The organism is Enterobacter cloacae complex sp. SHL012 (genome assembly GCF_049237505.1).
Classification (GTDB): Bacteria; Pseudomonadota; Gammaproteobacteria; order Enterobacterales; family Enterobacteriaceae; genus Enterobacter; species Enterobacter kobei.
Window position 1 is genome coordinate 215,829 of sequence record NZ_JBMKIZ010000002.1, and the last position, 16,414, is coordinate 232,242.

16 protein-coding genes are annotated in these 16,414 nt (G+C 54.0%); 8 read left to right on the top strand and 8 right to left on the bottom strand.

Going from position 1 to position 16,414, the window contains the following annotated elements; genetic code table 11:
- Nucleotides 1-30: 30 nt before the first annotated feature.
- Nucleotides 31-444 carry a CoA-binding protein gene (locus ACOTY9_RS08775; RefSeq protein WP_014883259.1) on the bottom strand — a complete coding sequence of 138 codons (414 nt, stop codon included), beginning with the start codon at nt 442-444 and terminating at the stop codon, nt 31-33.
- Between the two features lie 173 nt (nt 445-617).
- Here ACOTY9_RS08775 and csgI point away from each other — a divergent pair, with 173 nt between their 5' ends.
- Together csgI and mgsA are read left to right on the top strand one after the other, a co-directional pair.
- Nucleotides 618-1,280, top strand: a complete 663-nt coding sequence (gene csgI, locus ACOTY9_RS08780; RefSeq protein WP_032637051.1) for a curli synthesis inhibitor — start codon at nt 618-620, stop codon at nt 1,278-1,280.
- Nucleotides 1,281-1,360: 80 nt separating this feature from the next.
- Nucleotides 1,361-1,819: a methylglyoxal synthase gene (gene mgsA, locus ACOTY9_RS08785; protein WP_008499922.1), complete on the top strand. Its 459-nt coding sequence runs from the start codon at nt 1,361-1,363 to the stop codon at nt 1,817-1,819.
- 58 nt (nt 1,820-1,877) lie between these two features.
- Here the strand turns inward: mgsA and helD are convergent, their stop codons facing one another.
- Nucleotides 1,878-3,932, bottom strand: a complete 2,055-nt coding sequence (gene helD, locus ACOTY9_RS08790) for a DNA helicase IV (RefSeq protein WP_348565655.1) — start codon at nt 3,930-3,932, stop codon at nt 1,878-1,880.
- A gap of 123 nt (nt 3,933-4,055) precedes the next feature.
- On the opposite strand from helD, the gene ACOTY9_RS08795 reads away from it, so the two are divergent.
- Together ACOTY9_RS08795 and yccS are read left to right on the top strand one after the other, a co-directional pair.
- On the top strand, nt 4,056-4,502 hold the full coding sequence (locus ACOTY9_RS08795; RefSeq protein WP_014883256.1) for a YccF domain-containing protein: 447 nt from the start codon (nt 4,056-4,058) through the stop codon (nt 4,500-4,502).
- 19 nt (nt 4,503-4,521) lie between these two features.
- A complete protein-coding gene (gene yccS, locus ACOTY9_RS08800; protein ID WP_023332614.1) occupies nt 4,522-6,684 on the top strand; it encodes a YccS family putative transporter in 2,163 nt (720 codons plus the stop codon).
- Here the strand turns inward: yccS and ACOTY9_RS08805 are convergent.
- Entirely contained in the window at nt 6,641-7,267 is a 627-nt protein-coding gene (locus tag ACOTY9_RS08805; RefSeq protein ID WP_032637053.1) for a TfoX/Sxy family DNA transformation protein, read from the bottom strand. The two genes, yccS and ACOTY9_RS08805, sit on opposite strands and share 44 nt — an antisense overlap.
- A 217-nt stretch (nt 7,268-7,484) precedes the next feature.
- Between ACOTY9_RS08805 and sulA the strand changes: the two genes are divergently transcribed.
- Entirely contained in the window at nt 7,485-7,994 is a 510-nt protein-coding gene (sulA, locus tag ACOTY9_RS08810; RefSeq protein ID WP_348565747.1) for an SOS-induced cell division inhibitor SulA, read from the top strand.
- Between the two features lie 355 nt (nt 7,995-8,349).
- On the top strand, nt 8,350-9,405 hold the full coding sequence (gene ompA / locus ACOTY9_RS08815; RefSeq protein ID WP_014883252.1) for a porin OmpA: 1,056 nt from the start codon (nt 8,350-8,352) through the stop codon (nt 9,403-9,405).
- Nucleotides 9,406-9,469: 64 nt separating this feature from the next.
- Here ompA and matP read toward each other — a convergent pair whose 3' ends face one another.
- Complete coding sequence (matP, locus tag ACOTY9_RS08820) at nt 9,470-9,922, bottom strand: macrodomain Ter protein MatP (RefSeq protein ID WP_023332611.1); 453 nt, start codon at nt 9,920-9,922, stop codon at nt 9,470-9,472.
- Between the two features lie 186 nt (nt 9,923-10,108).
- Between matP and ACOTY9_RS08825 the strand changes: the two genes are divergently transcribed.
- Nucleotides 10,109-11,869: an AAA family ATPase gene (locus tag ACOTY9_RS08825; protein WP_014883250.1), complete on the top strand. Its 1,761-nt coding sequence runs from the start codon at nt 10,109-10,111 to the stop codon at nt 11,867-11,869.
- Between the two features lie 68 nt (nt 11,870-11,937).
- Nucleotides 11,938-12,456: a bifunctional 3-hydroxydecanoyl-ACP dehydratase/trans-2-decenoyl-ACP isomerase gene (fabA, locus tag ACOTY9_RS08830; protein ID WP_000227926.1), complete on the top strand. Its 519-nt coding sequence runs from the start codon at nt 11,938-11,940 to the stop codon at nt 12,454-12,456.
- A 71-nt stretch (nt 12,457-12,527) separates the two neighbouring features.
- Here the strand turns inward: fabA and rmf are convergent, their stop codons facing one another.
- The 4 genes from rmf to pqiA form a co-directional block, all read right to left on the bottom strand.
- Nucleotides 12,528-12,695 carry a ribosome modulation factor gene (gene rmf / locus ACOTY9_RS08835; RefSeq protein WP_013097261.1) on the bottom strand — a complete coding sequence of 56 codons (168 nt, stop codon included), beginning with the start codon at nt 12,693-12,695 and terminating at the stop codon, nt 12,528-12,530.
- A gap of 256 nt (nt 12,696-12,951) precedes the next feature.
- Complete coding sequence (gene pqiC, locus ACOTY9_RS08840) at nt 12,952-13,518, bottom strand: membrane integrity-associated transporter subunit PqiC (RefSeq protein WP_014883249.1); 567 nt, start codon at nt 13,516-13,518, stop codon at nt 12,952-12,954.
- Complete coding sequence (pqiB, locus tag ACOTY9_RS08845; protein WP_014883248.1) at nt 13,515-15,155, bottom strand: intermembrane transport protein PqiB; 1,641 nt, start codon at nt 15,153-15,155, stop codon at nt 13,515-13,517. The genes pqiC and pqiB overlap by 4 nt, the downstream gene beginning before the upstream one ends.
- 4 nt (nt 15,156-15,159) lie before the next feature.
- Nucleotides 15,160-16,413 carry a membrane integrity-associated transporter subunit PqiA gene (gene pqiA / locus ACOTY9_RS08850; RefSeq protein ID WP_014883247.1) on the bottom strand — a complete coding sequence of 418 codons (1,254 nt, stop codon included), beginning with the start codon at nt 16,411-16,413 and terminating at the stop codon, nt 15,160-15,162.
- Nucleotide 16,414: the final 1 nt, after the last annotated feature.

A 16,414-nucleotide genomic window follows, 5' to 3' on the forward strand; every position in this document is an offset into this window, starting at 1 on the left:
AAAAAAGCCCGATAACGGGCTTTTTTTTTATTATTTCGCCAGCCCCAGACGGGGGATCTCAATCGCCGGGCATCGGTCCATGACCACCTTCAGACCCGCTTCACGCGCCAGCACGGCCGCCTGCTCGTTAATCACACCCAACTGCATCCACAGGGTTTTCGCCCCGACGGCAATAGCATCCTGCGCTACGCCCCATGCGGCCTCGGAATTACGGAAGACATCGACCATATCAATTTTTTCGGGTACGTCAGCGAGCGTCGCATACCCTTGCTGGCCCAGCAACGTTTTCCCCGCCACTTTTGGCGAGACCGGGATGACGTGATAACCCTGATCGAGAAGGTATTTCATCACCCGATAGCTGGGACGATCGGGTTTATCGCTCGCGCCCACCAGCGCAATGGTCCGCGTGGATGTCAAAATCTCAGCAACATCATTCTCTTTCATGGTTTTTCTCCTGGCTTTTTTAAAAGTGTACGCCAAAGCGCACATCTCAACCATCCATCCCATACAGATGCATGAGGGCAAAACGGCAAAATATGTCTATATGTTAGTAAACGTGATTATCGAAAAATTTAGATACATTAATGCGGCGACAGTATGTCTGACGGGAGCCTCCTATGAAAACCGGTATTGCCACGGCTCTGATTGCGTTAGTGATGCCGGTTTGCGTATTTGCTACCACGCTTCGGCTCTCTGGCGACATTGATCTTCTGGTACTGGACGGAAAAAAAGTGTCCAGCTCATTATTACGCGGTGCTGACAGCATCGAATTAGATAACGGCCCCCATCAACTGGTCTTTCGGGTAGAAAAATCGATCGGCCTGGCTAACCATGAGCAACGACTGTACATCTCGCCGCCGCTGATTATCAGCTTTAATACCCGGCAAATCAGTCAGGTGAACATTACTCTGCCTCGCCTTGAAACAGAGAAGGAATCGGCGGCCTTTGACGCCTCGCCGCGCATTGAACTGCTGGACGGCGATGCGATGCCGATCCCGGTGAAGCTGGATATTCTGGCATTAACCACGTCCCCGAAAGTCCCGGATTACGAGGCGGCTACGCAGGTTTATAACAAAGCCGGTAAACGTGCCTCCCTTCCGCAGTTTGCCACCTTGATGGCCGACGACAGTACGCTACTTTCCGGCGTATCGGAACTGGATGTTATCCCGCCTCAGTCCCAGACGCTGACGGAACAGCGCCTGAAATTCTGGTTCCAGCAGGCCGATCCCGACACGCGGGCCCGATTTTTACAGTGGGCAAAGCAACAACCTTCATCCTAAGCCACATTTTTTTCGCCTGAGGCTTGCAGCGTCAGGCGCTTCCCGTCATCGTGTAGTCAGTTAACCTGATGGATATGATTATGGAACTGACAACACGCACGCTGCCTGAACGCAAACACATTGCACTGGTGGCGCACGATCACTGTAAACAAATGCTGCTTAACTGGGTGCGCCGCCATCAGTCTTTGCTGGAAAAGCATGCCCTTTCAGCGACCGGCACCACCGGAAACCTGATCCAGCGCGAAACGGGTCTGGAGGTCAATGCGATGCTGAGCGGCCCGATGGGCGGCGATCAGCAGGTCGGCGCGCAGATTTCCGAAGGGAAGATTGACGTGCTGATCTTCTTCTGGGATCCGCTGAACGCGGTTCCGCACGATCCCGATGTTAAAGCCCTGCTGCGTCTGGCGACGGTGTGGAATATTCCGGTGGCGACAAACCTCTCGACGGCGGATTTCATCATCGAATCACCGCAGTTCAATTCGCCGGTTGATATCCTGATTCCGGACTATCAGCGTTATCTTTCTGAGAGACTGAAGTAGCTTTTTTGCCGGGTGGCGGCTTCGCCTTACCCGGCCTACCCATCCTTGCCCGTCGTCGCTACGGCTTTCTCGCTACCGGCACATCAATACTCTTCAGAATATCGACAAACACGGATGGCTCCGCTTTATTGAACAGCAGCCAGACGCGGTGACGTGCGCGCGTCATTGCCACATAAAGCAAACGTCGCTCTTCGGCATCCGGGAAATCTTCCGGCACCGGCAGTAGGGCCTGTTCCATCACCGATTCACGGGTCGGAGCCGGGAAACCGTCGCTGCCCTCTTTCAGCCCCATCACAATCACATAATCGGCCTGCTGCCCTTTGCTGGCGTGAATAGTCATAAATTCAAGCTGCAGTTTCGGCCAGCGGGTAGCTGCTTTTTCCAGCGCTGCAGGTTTAAGGTGATGATAACGCGCCAGCACCAGGATACGCTCATCGGGCTTCGCATAGCCGCTGAGCTTGTCCAGCAGCGGTTCCAGCTGGTCATCCGCCAGCAGGGTGACGGCTTTTTTATCCCCAGGCTGCAGGCTGTTAAGCGGCTTGGTCAGCTGATGCGGGTTTTGCTGGATAAAACGGTTGGCGATTTCACCAATCCGGGAGTTGAAGCGATACGTGGTGTCCAGATCGCTGCGATCCCCTTCACCAAAATAGTGGTGGAACGCGGTCGTGAGTGAAAGCTGTGCGCCGCTGAAGCGATAGATAGCCTGCCAGTCATCCCCCACCGCAAACAGCGAGGTATGTTTATTTTGCGCCCGTAGCGCACAGAGCAGTGCTGCGCGCTGGGGTGAGATATCCTGAAACTCATCCACCAGAATATGTTTCCACAGACTGACAAAACGTCCTTTCTCAAGAATGACGATCGCCTGATGGATCAAACCAGAAAAATCGACGGCATTTTCCGCCTTCAACGCGGCTTTCCAGGCTTTTAAGAGCGGTGCCATCAGTTTGACCCGCTTCGAAAATAGATCGCGGATCCCCTCTGGCGCACCTTCAATCATTTCAGCCTGTGAGCCACCGTGCATCCGCATCAGGCTGACCCAACGGTCAAGACGCGATCCCAGCCGACGCGCCAGTTTATCATCCTGCCAGAAACTGCCTTCCGGCACTGCCCAGTTGAGCTCCTCTTCCAGCCACTGACGCCACCCTTTCGCCTGCGCTTTTTTCTCACTGCACTGCTGACGCCACGTTTTGATAAACAGCGCCTGGCGCGCCTGCGTGTCGTTTTCCAGTTTACTGACAGAAGGCACTTTTTTACTGCCCTGCTGAATGATATGCAGCGCAAGGGCATGGAAGGTTCTGGCAGTAATATCCCGGGTATGCAGACGTTGCTGAATGCGTTCGTCCATCTCCTCGGCAGCCTTACGGCCAAAAGCCAGCAGCAGAATCTGATCGGCAACCGCTTCGCCGGTCGTCAGAAGCCAGCCTGCACGCGCCACCAGTACCGACGTTTTGCCGCTTCCTGCCCCCGCGAGCACCAGCAGCGACTGCTCGCCATTGACCACCGCGCGAGCCTGCGCAGGGTTGAGCGGCGAAGATTCCACCGTACTGAAAAAGTCGGCGTACTGGGCCAGCATGGCATCTGTCCAGGCCTGGTTATGCGCCAGCCGACTCTTATCCCTATCGTTCAGCCAGGCCTGACACTGACGCCAGGCGTCGCGACAGTTGTCGAACTCATCAAGACGCGTTACGGCAATCGGCAGGGCCGAGAGAGCCTGGCGAATCTTTTGCTGCAGCCCGGCAGTCTGCTGGCGGGTCAACCACGTTTGTTGCGCGTTGCTCTGGGCGATCTCGTCCAGCACCTGGTGCAGAACCTGGGCGGCAATCACGCTCATGTCGTGACTCCACTGCTGCCAGCGGGCGTTCAGGTGGTGATGAAAACGCTGGGTTTCCGCCCACTCGGTGCCGTGAAGACGCACGACTTTATCGTCTGGCAGAACAAACTCCAGCTCACCCCATACCAGCCCACGCTTACAGTGGATGGCCAGAAGCTGATTAAACGGAATAAGGTATTCGTGGCGTTCTCCGGAGACTTTCACCCCGGCGTTGAGCAAAACAACGCTGTCATAAGGGTGTTGCGCCAGGCGTTTGCCTAATGAAGTTGCTTTCAGTTCCATGTCCCGCCAAATCCACGAAGAGATAATTTACCTGACAGTTTAACTGCCAGTTTTAAGGTGCTCCAGCCTAAAAAAACGTTACAATCATTGGGCGTTAATTTTATCGAAAGGAAGTGAGGGTTTATGCGTACCGTTCTGAATGTCTTGAATTTTGTGCTGGGCGGTTTTGCCACCACCCTTTCCTGGCTTTTTGCCACACTGGTGAGCATCGTCCTGATTTTCACACTCCCCCTGACCCGCTCCTGCTGGGAAATCACCAAACTCTCGTTAATCCCCTACGGTAACGAAGCCATCCACGTTGACGAACTGAACCCGGAAAGTAAGAACGCCCTGATGAACACGGGTGGAACCCTGCTGAACATTCTGTGGCTGATTTTCTTTGGCTGGTGGCTATGCATCATGCATATTTTTGCCGGTATTGCACAGTGCATCTCAATTATTGGGATTCCGGTAGGGCTCGCGAACTTTAAGATCGCCGCCATCGCCCTTTGGCCCGTCGGGCGCAGAGTTGTTCCGGTTGAAGTGGCCCAGGCGGCGCGTGAAGCGAACGCACGCCGTCGTTTTCAGTAAATAAGGACTGGCCGCGTTTATGCTAAGCCCACTGCTTCGCCGTTATACCTGGAACAGTTCCTGGCTTTACAACGTCAGGATTTTTATCGCGCTTTGCGGCACGGTAGCCCTGCCGTGGTGGTTGAATGACGTCAAACTCACCATCCCGCTCACGCTGGGGGTGGTGGCCGGGGCGCTTGCGGATCTGGACGATCGCCTGGCCGGTCGTTTGCGTAATCTGGTGATTACGCTCGTCTGCTTTTTTATTGCGTCAGCGTCCGTTGAGTTGCTCTTCCCCTGGCCGTGGCTGTTTGCGCTGGGCCTGACGCTTTCGACCAGCGGGTTTATTTTGCTGGGTGGACTGGGGCAGCGCTACGCCACCATCGCCTTCGGCGCCTTACTGATCGCCATCTATACCATGCTGGGCGTGTCACTTTACGACCAGTGGTACCAGCAACCTCTACTGCTGTTGCTGGGCGCCATCTGGTATAACCTGCTGACGTTAACCGGCCATCTTATCTTCCCGGTTCGCCCGCTGCAGGATAACCTTGCCCGTAGCTTTGAGCAGTTGGCCCATTATCTGGAACTGAAATCCCGGCTGTTTGACCCGGATATTGAAGAAGAAAGCCAGGCGCCGCTTTACGATCTGGCGCTGGCAAACGGTCAGTTGGTCACCACCCTTAACCAGACGAAAGCCTCACTGCTTACCCGTCTGCGCGGCGATCGCGGTCAGCGTGGAACGCGAAGAACCTTACACTACTATTTTGCCGCCCAGGACATTCATGAACGCGCCAGTTCCTCGCATGTTCAGTACGCCGCCCTACGTGAAAAGTTTCGTTACAGCGACGTGATGTTCCGCTTCCAGCGCCTGCTGTCCATGCAGTCCCTGGCCTGCCAGCAGCTCTCGCGATCCATTCTGCTGCGCACGCCCTATCAGCATGACCCCCGTTTCGAACGCGTGTTTAGCCATCTTGATGCGGCGCTCGACCGCGTTCAGGCCAGCGGAACATCACCGGAACATATCAAAGCGCTGGGTTTTCTGCTCAACAACCTGCGGGCTATAGATGCTCAGCTGGCGACTATCGAATCCGAACAGGCGATGGCGCAACCGGGTAATGATGTGGAAAATCAGCTGGCTGATGACAGCGTGCATAGCTTTAGCGATATGTGGCTACGGCTGAGCCGCAACTTTACGCCAGAGTCGGCGCTCTTTCGCCACGCGGTGAGAATGTCTCTGGTGCTATGCGTCGGTTATGCCTTTATCCAGATAACCGGTTTGCAGCATGGCTACTGGATCCTGCTGACCAGCCTGTTTGTCTGCCAGCCAAACTATAACGCCACCCGGCACCGCCTTGCGCTGCGTATTATCGGTACGCTGGTCGGTGTCGCGATTGGACTTCCCGTGCTGTACTTCGTGCCTTCTGTTGAAGGGCAGCTGGTGCTGATTGTGATTACCGGCGTGTTGTTTTTCGCGTTTCGCAACGTGCAGTACGCTCATGCCACCATGTTTATCACGCTGCTGGTGCTGCTCTGCTTTAACCTGCTGGGTGAAGGGTTCGAGGTCGCCCTGCCTCGCGTGCTCGATACCCTGATCGGCTGTGCGATTGCCTGGGCAGCGGTGAGCTTTATCTGGCCGGACTGGCGTTTCCGTAATTTACCGCGGGTGTTAGACAGGGCATTGAACGCCAACTGTCGATACCTGGATGCCATCCTTGAGCAGTACCACCAGGGACGCGATAACCGTCTGGCTTATCGGATAGCCCGCCGCGACGCGCACAACAGTGATGCTGAACTGGCTTCGGTTGTCTCTAACATGTCAACGGAGCCTCGTGCCACGGCCGAGATGCGTGAGACGGCTTTCCGGTTGCTCTGCCTCAACCATACCTTCACCAGCTATATTTCCACCCTGGGTGCACACCGCGAGAAACTGGTCAACCCGGGCATACTCAACCTGCTGGATGACGCGGTCTGCTACGTCGATGATGCACTGCATCACCGGCCAGCCGATGAACCGAAAGTGAGACAGTCGCTGGATGAACTGACTCAACGTATCGCGCGTCTTGAGCCTGGAAACGACAGCAAAGCGCCGCTGGTGCTACAGCAGATTGGCCTGCTTATCGCTCTGCTGCCAGAAATTTGCCGGTTACAACAGCAAATCGCTACCTGGAGGAGTGATTCTTCTGTGGCTCAGGCAGCGCATTAAACCACTCCGTCAACTCCCGGCGAGTGCCTGCCGGGAGTGCCGCCTCATGCAAACCCTCAATAGCCCCCTCAAGGGCGAAGAGCACTTTAATACCGAGTGCCCTATTTTTAGCCCGCATCTTTAACCAGCACTCCCTGGCACCCAGTGCCCGCAGCGTCTCTTCGTTAGTAATGCCAGCTTCAAAAAGTAATACCTCAAGCTGAAAGGTCAGGTTTGGCAGATCTTTAAGCCGGTTTCGTTGATGGCGCTGACAGCGCTCTTTCCTCGCCGCATTGAGCGCGAAAGAGGAGAGCTGAAGCAGCCGTTCCCTGTCTTGCCACAGTCCATCATCGACACGGTAATAGTTGAGAAGTACCGGGCGGCCTCGTTTCATCAGCGTCAAAAAAGAGGCGGCATTTTTTACACAGTATTTCGCGCTTTCTTCACAGGCGCGAAGGTACAGCTCGCCATCTGACACCATGGCAAAAACCGCGTCATCTATCGCCAGGGTATAGCCACCGAACAGTGCGCGATGATGAATTTCTCCTAGCGGTGAGAGGTATTCCTGGGATTGATAAATCCGTTCATAAGATATCTTTTTCATGATATTTCCCTTCTAAATCATAAGGTAACAGCGAAATTTCTTACTAGCGGATCCGTTAGCAGGAAAATAGGCAACTTAGCGCCGTTGAGCAAGATGATTTTTCGAGGGGCATCAACATTGAACGAATTTTGCGAGTCGCTTTCCGAAAATGAGGTTGATCTTTATGCATACAGGGGTTACTGTATATCCATACAGTAACTACAGGGCTGGAATGAATATGTACACTTCAGGCTATGCAAATCGCTCAACTTCTCTCTCCTCTACCGCGGGCACTGTCGCGCACAACACCGTTGGGGGTGTTTCGACGGGGCTTATTAGTGAAGTGGTTTATCGTGAAGACCAGCCTCTGTTGACCCAACTCCTGCTACTGCCTTTATTACAGCAGCTTGGTCAGCAATCGCGCTGGCAGCTCTGGCTGACGCCACAGCAAAAATTGAGCCGTGAATGGGTTCAGTCCGCAGGCCTGCCGCTGGCTAAGGTGATGCAGATTAACCAACTCTCTCCCTGCGATACCGTTGAGTCTATGGTTCGCGCGTTGCGCACCGGAAATTACAGCGTGGTGATCGGCTGGTTACCCGAAGAACTGACGGAAGAGGAACATTTTCGTCTGACTGAAGCGGCTGAAGAAGGGAATGCGATCGGGTTCATCATGCGCCCGGTTCGTCCAGATTCTTATCGCAAAGGACAACTTTCTGGGCTAAAAATTCACTCAAATTTGTATCATTGAGCGAAATTAAGATTTTTCCTGGAATTTTTTTTGACCGCAAGATACGGATTTAGTTCCCGGCGTCAAAATTGCGGCAAGGCGCGTCTGGAGCGGTTCTCCTTAATTTTACTGCACAAAATTCGTTCTAAAAATGTTAAATAATAGGTATACGGAACTTTTTTTTTCATATGCCTGACAGACTTCACACTTGTAAGTTTTCAGCTACGTTGTAGACTTTACATCGCCAGGGGTGCTCGGCCTAAGCCGAAGATATCGGTAGATTTATATTTGACCACGCCCCCCGGTGAAGGATTTAACCGTGATTCTCTACTTGAGACATTCATGGCGAATTTTGGATGATAACGAGGCGCAAAAAATGAAAAAGACAGCTATCGCGATTGCAGTGGCACTGGCTGGCTTCGCTACCGTAGCGCAGGCCGCTCCGAAAGATAATACCTGGTATGCAGGTGGTAAACTGGGCTGGTCTCAGTTCCACGACACCGGCTGGTACAACAGCAGCCTGAACAATGATGGCCCTACTCACGAGAGCCAGCTTGGTGCAGGTGCGTTCGGTGGCTATCAGGTTAACCCGTATGTTGGTTTTGAAATGGGTTACGACTGGTTAGGTCGTATGCCATACAAAGGCGACAACGTTAATGGCGCTTTTAAAGCTCAAGGCGTACAGCTGACCGCTAAACTGGGTTACCCAGTAACTGACGATCTGGACGTGTACACCCGTCTGGGTGGTATGGTATGGCGCGCTGACTCCAGCAACAGCATCGCTGGCGACGACCATGACACCGGTGTTTCCCCAGTATTCGCTGGTGGCGTTGAGTGGGCTATGACCCGTGACATCGCTACCCGTCTGGAATACCAGTGGGTTAACAACATCGGCGACGGTGCTACCGTTGGCGTTCGTCCAGACAACGGCATGCTGAGCGTAGGTGTTTCCTACCGTTTCGGCCAGCAGGAAGATGCAGCACCAGTTGTTGCTCCAGCGCCGGCTCCAGCTCCAGAAGTACAGACCAAGCACTTCACTCTGAAGTCTGACGTTCTGTTCAACTTCAACAAAGCGACTCTGAAACCAGAAGGCCAGCAGGCACTGGATCAGCTGTACACCCAGCTGAGCAACCTGGATCCTAAAGACGGTTCCGTAGTGGTTCTGGGCTTCACCGACCGTATCGGTTCTGACGCTTACAACCAGAAACTGTCTGAGAAACGTGCTCAGTCTGTTGTTGATTACCTGATCTCTAAAGGTATCCCAGCTAACAAGATCTCCCCACGTGGTATGGGCGAATCTAACCCAGTTACTGGCAACACCTGTGACAACGTGAAAGCTCGCGCTGCACTGATCGACTGCCTGGCTCCAGATCGTCGCGTAGAGATCGAAGTTAAAGGCGTTAAAGACGTTGTAACTCAGCCAGCGGCATAAGTTATCGTCTTATAAAAAAACCCCGCAATGCGGGGTTTTTTATTGTCTGAAGAAAAACACAAATCTACTTTTTGCCCAGCAACGCCTGAAGGTCGTTTTTTAGCGACGACATTTGGTTAGCATACTTCTCTTTATGTTCGGCATCCTCAATCAACTGCACGATGGTTTCCGACAGCGTTTTACCACGCCGTTGCGCCAGCCCAGCCAGACGCTGCCAGACCACGAACTCCAGATCGATTGATTTTTTACGCGTGTGCTGATGCTCAGCATTAAAATGCCGTTTGCGTCGCGCGCGGATCGTTTGCTTCATCCGGTTTAACAACGCGGGATTGATGTGTTTCTCAATCCAGCCGTTAACCTGTACCGGTTCATTCTCGAGGGTCAGCAAAATATCCACGGCTTCTTGTGCAGCGCTGGCTTCGATGTAGCAGGTGATCAGCTCCCCTTCACGGTGCTTTTTGACCAGGTACTTCCATTTCCAGCCGCTTTCGAGATTTTCCAGTTGTTGATATTTCATTGCGATCTCAGTGTTACCACGTAACTCTGTTCAGAATATCAGTTTTTTGGCAATCTGCTGAAAAGAAATCATATCCTGTGAGTCAATGCAGCCATTCCCGCTGTCGAAATACCCAATCCTGCTTGGGTAGATCCCCCCGCTTACGGTATACTCCACGCTTTTACATCTGACTAAAAAACATCAACTTTGACGATTACGAAACTTGCATGGCGTGACCTTGTTCCGGATACCGAGAGCTATCAGGACCTGTTTTCACAGCCCGAACTCGCAACAGAACATCCATTCATCCTTAGCGATACGCAACCCCGTTTGCATTATGCGCTGGAGCAGGCGTTAAGCCCATGGGCGACATCGCCCTTCATGCTGCTGAAAGCCCCCGAAGAGGCGGAATATCTGACGCTTCTCGGGGACGCTATGCGCCAGTTGCGCCCGGAAGCGAACGCGGTCTTTGGCGGCCAGTATCGTATCGCGGGAGATAAGATCGCCTTCGAACCGGCGGACCAGGCCGATGACCGTTTTGCAGCGACAGGTGAAGTCATTACCGCTAACTGGGTCGAAGCTGAACAACTCTTTGGCTGTCTGCGTCAGTTCAACGGTGAGCTTTCACTGCAACCGGGTCTGGTACATCGCGCAAACGGCGGCGTGCTGATCATCTCTCTGCGCACCTTGCTCTCGCAGCCGCTGCTGTGGATGCGCCTGAAAACGATTGTGACCCAGCAACGCTTTGACTGGGTCGGTTACGATGAGTCTCGCCCTCTGCCGGTCTCCGTGCCGTCAATGCCGCTGTCGCTGACCGTCGTGCTGACGGGCGATCGTGAATCGCTGGCTGACTTCCAGGAAATGGAGCCGGAACTGGCTGAGCTGGCGGTTTACAGCGAATACGAAGACAACATCCAGGTAGCCGATGCTGATGACATGGCGCAGTGGTGTCAGTGGGTGCTGGCCGTTGCGGAACGCTTTGCATTGCCAATGCCTGCCGCTGACGCGTGGCCGGGTTTGATCCGCGAAGCGGTTCGTTATACCGGTGACCAGGAAACCCTGCCGCTCAGTCCACTCTGGATAGGCAAGCAGCTGCGTGAAGTGGGTGTGATCAGCGGTAAAGGTGCGTTTACTGGCGAACAGCTCACGCAGATGCTGGCGCAGCGTGAGTGGCGCGAAGGCTATCTTGCTGACCGTATGCAGGATGAAATTCTGCTGGAACAAATTCTGGTCGAGACCGAAGGTGAACGCGTCGGCCAGATTAACGCCCTGTCCGTGATTGAATTCCCTGGCCACCCGCGCGCGTTCGGGGAACCCTCACGCATCAGTTGTGTTGTTCATGTTGGCGATGGCGAATTCACCGATATTGAACGCAAAGCCGAGCTGGGCGGCAACATTCACGCCAAAGGCATGATGATCATGCAGGCGTTTTTGATGTCTGAGCTGCAGCTTGAGCAGCAAATCCCCTTCTCCGCCTCGCTGACGTTTGAACAATCCTATAGCGAAGTGGATGGCGATAGCGCCTCTATGGCGGAGCTCTGCGCCTTGATCAGCGCCCTGGCAGACGTGCCGATCAACCAGAACCTCGCGATCACCGGTTCGGTCGATCAGTTCGGTCGTGCTCAGCCTGTTGGCGGTCTGAACGAAAAAATTGAAGGCTTCTTCTCTATCTGTCAGCAGCGTGGTTTAAACGGCAAACAGGGTGTGATTATTCCAGCACCCAATGTACGCCATTTAAGCCTTAGCCAGGCTATTCTGGACGCGGTTGAGCAGGAACAATTCGCCATCTGGGCCATCGAAGGGATTGAGGATGCACTACCCTTACTGACAAACCTGGTATGGGATGGCGAGGGGCAGACGACCCTGATGCAGACCATCCAGGAGCGAATTGCTCAGGCGACACAGCAAGATGCTCGCCACCGTTATCCATGGCCGTTACGCTGGCTGGGCTGGTTTAATTCAAACTGATCGGACTTGTTCAGCGTACACGTGTTAGCTATCCTGCGTCCTTCACTAAAATAAGGCTTACTGAGAACATGGTAGATAAACGCGAATCCTATACAAAAGAAGATCTTCTTGCCTCTGGTCGCGGTGAACTGTTTGGCGCGAAAGGCCCACAGTTACCGGCCCCGAACATGCTGATGATGGACCGTGTCGTGAAAATGACCGAAACCGGCGGCAACTTCGATAAGGGTTACGTAGAAGCAGAACTCGATATCAACCCGGACCTGTGGTTCTTCGGTTGCCACTTCATTGGCGATCCGGTAATGCCTGGCTGCCTGGGCCTGGATGCCATGTGGCAGCTGGTTGGCTTCTATCTGGGCTGGCTGGGTGGTGAAGGCAAAGGCCGCGCACTGGGCGTGGGCGAAGTGAAATTCACCGGCCAGGTTCTGCCTACAGCGAAGAAAGTGACCTATCGTATTCACTTCAAGCGCATTGTTAACCGTCGCCTGATTATGGGCCTGGCGGATGGCGAAGTGCTGGTAGATGGTCGTCTGATCTATACCGCGAACGACCTGAAAGTTGGCCTGTTCCAGGACACTTCCGCATTCTGATTTTGCGTTAAGCCCTCCCTGAAAGGCGAAACCTCCGCAGTGCGGAGGTTTCTTTCTTTAAAGAGACGTTATCAGGCAATGAGTGCCCTGTCGCCGATGGCTTCTCGCCAGCCTCCAAGCCATTGTGACCTTTGATTTATCGTCTGATAAGGACACATTTCTTTAGAACGTCCAGCGATGCCGGCCTGATAACCACGTTGATGAGCCCGTTCCAGGCGATCTCGTTTCTGTCTCTTCATGCCTCGTTTCCCTCATTCTTTTGTCTGGTGGAAAGAAAACAGTGTCTGCACTAAATGTACAGGCACAGATAACGAATACCCCGAATTCATTGCAGCGTCAATGTTCAAAATTCATACGGGTGTCATATTTGTGAGCTAGCCAGAAGATCATTTGTACAAAAAGTGTGACCCGGCACAAGTAACAACCTGAAGCCAAAACGAAAAAAAAACCGCAATCAGCGACAGGCTAACTGCGGTTTTTGATGATGAATTTTACTTATGGCAGCCGGGAAATCTCCCTGGCGATACTGGCTGACTCCTGCGCCCAACCCTGAGCAAGGACTTTCACCATTTCATCATAGCCATCTTTCTGCTGCTTCAGTTCCAGATGGAAAGGACGTTTAATCAGCTGTCCCTGATGATTCAGCAGCCACTCTCCGCTGATGATAACGGCACCGTCATACCGACCATGGAAGCCCGTTACCGTGACGTTCAGCGTATCCTGATCGCTACCCAGTGGCTGGGAAGCGACAACCCAGCCCGGAAGCTGGCTGCTCAGATTTGCCACCAGCGTATTGCGCAACTGCTGATCCAGCGGGCTGGCCCACAGATTATTGTTGGCGATGGTGTACTGTACATCGCTGGTCTGGTAGACCACCCCGTTGCCGGCCAGGTAGTCCGGCACGGCAACTTGCTCAACCCACAGCAGACGGTTGCCTTGCGAAGCGGTACTCTGGGTACCTGCCTGCGCCATCAGCGGTAGCTGATAGTAGCTTTTCGTTTCACTTCCTGAGCTACAGGCCGTGAGTACCATCGCTCCTACAATCGCTAGCCATTTTTTCATTGTTTCGCCCTCTTCGGCTCAGGATCCTTTTTATCTTTCGCTTCAAACACCAGCGCGTTGCTCTTCTCGTTGAGCGTTTTCAGAACCGGCTGCAGTTCGCGCAAGACCTGATCAAGACGCTGCATATCTGCCACCATCTTGTTGTACGCCGCCGAGCCTGGCTGGAAGCCCTGCATACTGCGGTTCAGCTCGCGCAGCGTTTTCTGCATATCCTGCGGCAACTGCTGCATGCTCTGGCTTGCAGTGAGCTTATTGATGTTATCCAGCGTGGTTTGCAGGCGTTGCATCGTCGCCTGGCTCTGATGTAACGAACCTGTCGCGGCTTCAATCATTGGGTTCAGCGGCAGATTGTTAATCTTATCCAGCGTTTCCATCAGACGCTGCTGGATCTGAGCCAGTCCGCTGCTCACGGTTGGGATGATTTTATAGCCACCGAATTCACGAATGCCGGTAATCGGCGGTGCTTTCTGATAGAAATCCATATCCACATACAGCGCGCCGGTCACCAGGTTGCCGGTCTTCAACGACCCGCGCAGACCACGTTCCATCAGTTGAGAGATATGCGTGGCAATATCCTGGTTCTCGCCAATCTGGTTGATCAGACGTTCTGGTTCGATACGAATCAGCACCGGAATGCGGTAATCATCATCCAGGACCTGCTGCAGACCAGGCACAAAGAACGGTACTTGCCCAACCGTACCGAGACGAATGCCGCGGAACTCAACCGGCGCTCCCGGCTGCAGGCCACGAACGGAGTCTTTAAAGAACATCAGGAAGTCAACGTGATCGGTGTAGAGCGCATCCTGAATGCTTTTTTGATCGTCAAACAGGCGGAAAGCGGTGTTCTCCGCAACCGGCTGCCCCAGATCCAGACCTTCCGGCACGTCAAAACTTACGCCACCGCCAAACAGCGTTGTCAGGGAGCCCATTTCAACACGCATGCCTGCCGAGGTCAGATCGACCGCGATGCCGCTGTCTTTCCAGAAACGGACATTGCTGGTAACCAGACGATCGTTAGGTGCATTGATGAACAGCTGATAGCTGATGGACCTTTTCTGTGGGTCAAACGTGCTTTTCTCAACCGAACCCACACGATAACCGCGGAACAGCACCGGATCGCCCGCCGTGAGCTGGCCCGCTTTTTTACTGTCTAAAATCACGCGAATACCTTTTGCATCCGGCGGAGCAAGCGGCGGTGAATCCAGAAGCTGATATTGCCCCGGCTGGTTACCTTTTGTACCCGGCTGGAGTTCAATATAGGCACCTGACAGCAACGTCCCTAAGCCGCTGATCCCTTCGCGCCCCACCTGCGGTTTAACCACCCAGAAAACAGAATCGCCATGCAGCAGTTTTTCCATGCCGGCATTCAGGCGCGCCTTGATCTCCACATGGGTTAAATCGTCGGTCAGGGTTGCGCTTTCCACCACGCCCACATCCACGCTGCGGCTTTTGATGGTCGTTTTACCGCCCTCAATCCCCTCGGCATTGGTGGTAATCAGCGTCACTTCCGGTCCCTGATGGCTGTAATGATAAAACAGGATCCAGGCACCGATCAGCGCCGTCACGATGGGGAAAATCCACACCGGTGACCAGTTTTTGACCTTCTGCACTTTCGCCTCTCCACTCTTATTTTCCATGCTCTTACTCTTCCTCATGGCTTGATTCAGGCTCACGATCCCACGATAAACGAGGGTCGAAGGTCATGGCCGCAAACATGGTCATAATCACGACCAGCGCAAACATTAAAGCCCCCATCGCGGGATAAATACTCATCAAACCGCCCATCCGCACCAGCGCAGAAAGAACGGCAATCACAAACACGTCGATCATTGACCAGCGACCAACAAACTCGACCACCTCATAAATCAGATGCATGCGTTCGCTGTCGCGCTTTCCGTGACCTTTTGCATCCCAACAGAGCCAGGCAATGGCGATCATTTTTAAGGTGGGTACCATAATACTGGCGATGAAAATCACGCCGGCGACCGGATAGGATCCTTCGCCCCAGAGCAGGATCACCCCCGCGAGGATCGTCGAGGGCATTTTGTCGCCGAGCAGGTCGGTGATCATAATCGGCAGAATATTGGCGGGCAGATACAGCATGACGGATGTCACCAGCAGCGCCATTGTCCACTGCAGGCTGTTCTTGCGACGGACGTGGCCTTTCGTTTCGCAGCGCGGACACACGTCGAGATCGGCGGGCAGCACGGCGGTACAGCACGGACAGGAACGCAGCCCCTGGCGGATACCCGGCACACCGACCTTCACCGTCTGTGCAAGCGTCGGTGCCGGAGCGATATCGTCCCACGCCCAGCGCCTGTCCACGCACTGGAAGGCGCGCAGCTGCAGGACGCAATACAGGCACCAGGGCACAAAGCTACTGCCAATCCCGACATCGCCATACGCCATCAGCTTCACGAAACTGACCAGTATCCCGGCCAGAAAGATCTCAGCCATCCCCCAGCTTTTGAGCTGGAAAAGGACACGCGCGAGCCGGATTTTCAGTGATGTCGGCATCCTGACGCGGTTGACCAGCAGAAGAATGACCACCAGGCAAAACGCCGGGACTATCTGGACAAACAGCAGAAAAAAGGTGCCGAGGCTGGCGTAATCTTCCGAGAACATCACGCCCGGGATTTCAAGCAGATCCACCTGGCTTGTCATCCCCCCCACCTTCATATAGATGAAGGGGAAGAGATTGGAGAGCAGCAGCATAAATAATGCCGCCAGTGCGTAAGCAGTGGGACGCTGCCTTGGCGCGTCCCACTCGGTCGTCAGCGTTGCGCCGCAACGTGGACACAGGGCTTTATGTCCGTGACCCAGCTCTGGCAACGCCACGAGCATATCGCATTGCGAGCATAATATATGCCTGTCGGCATGGTGCTGGTCACACATA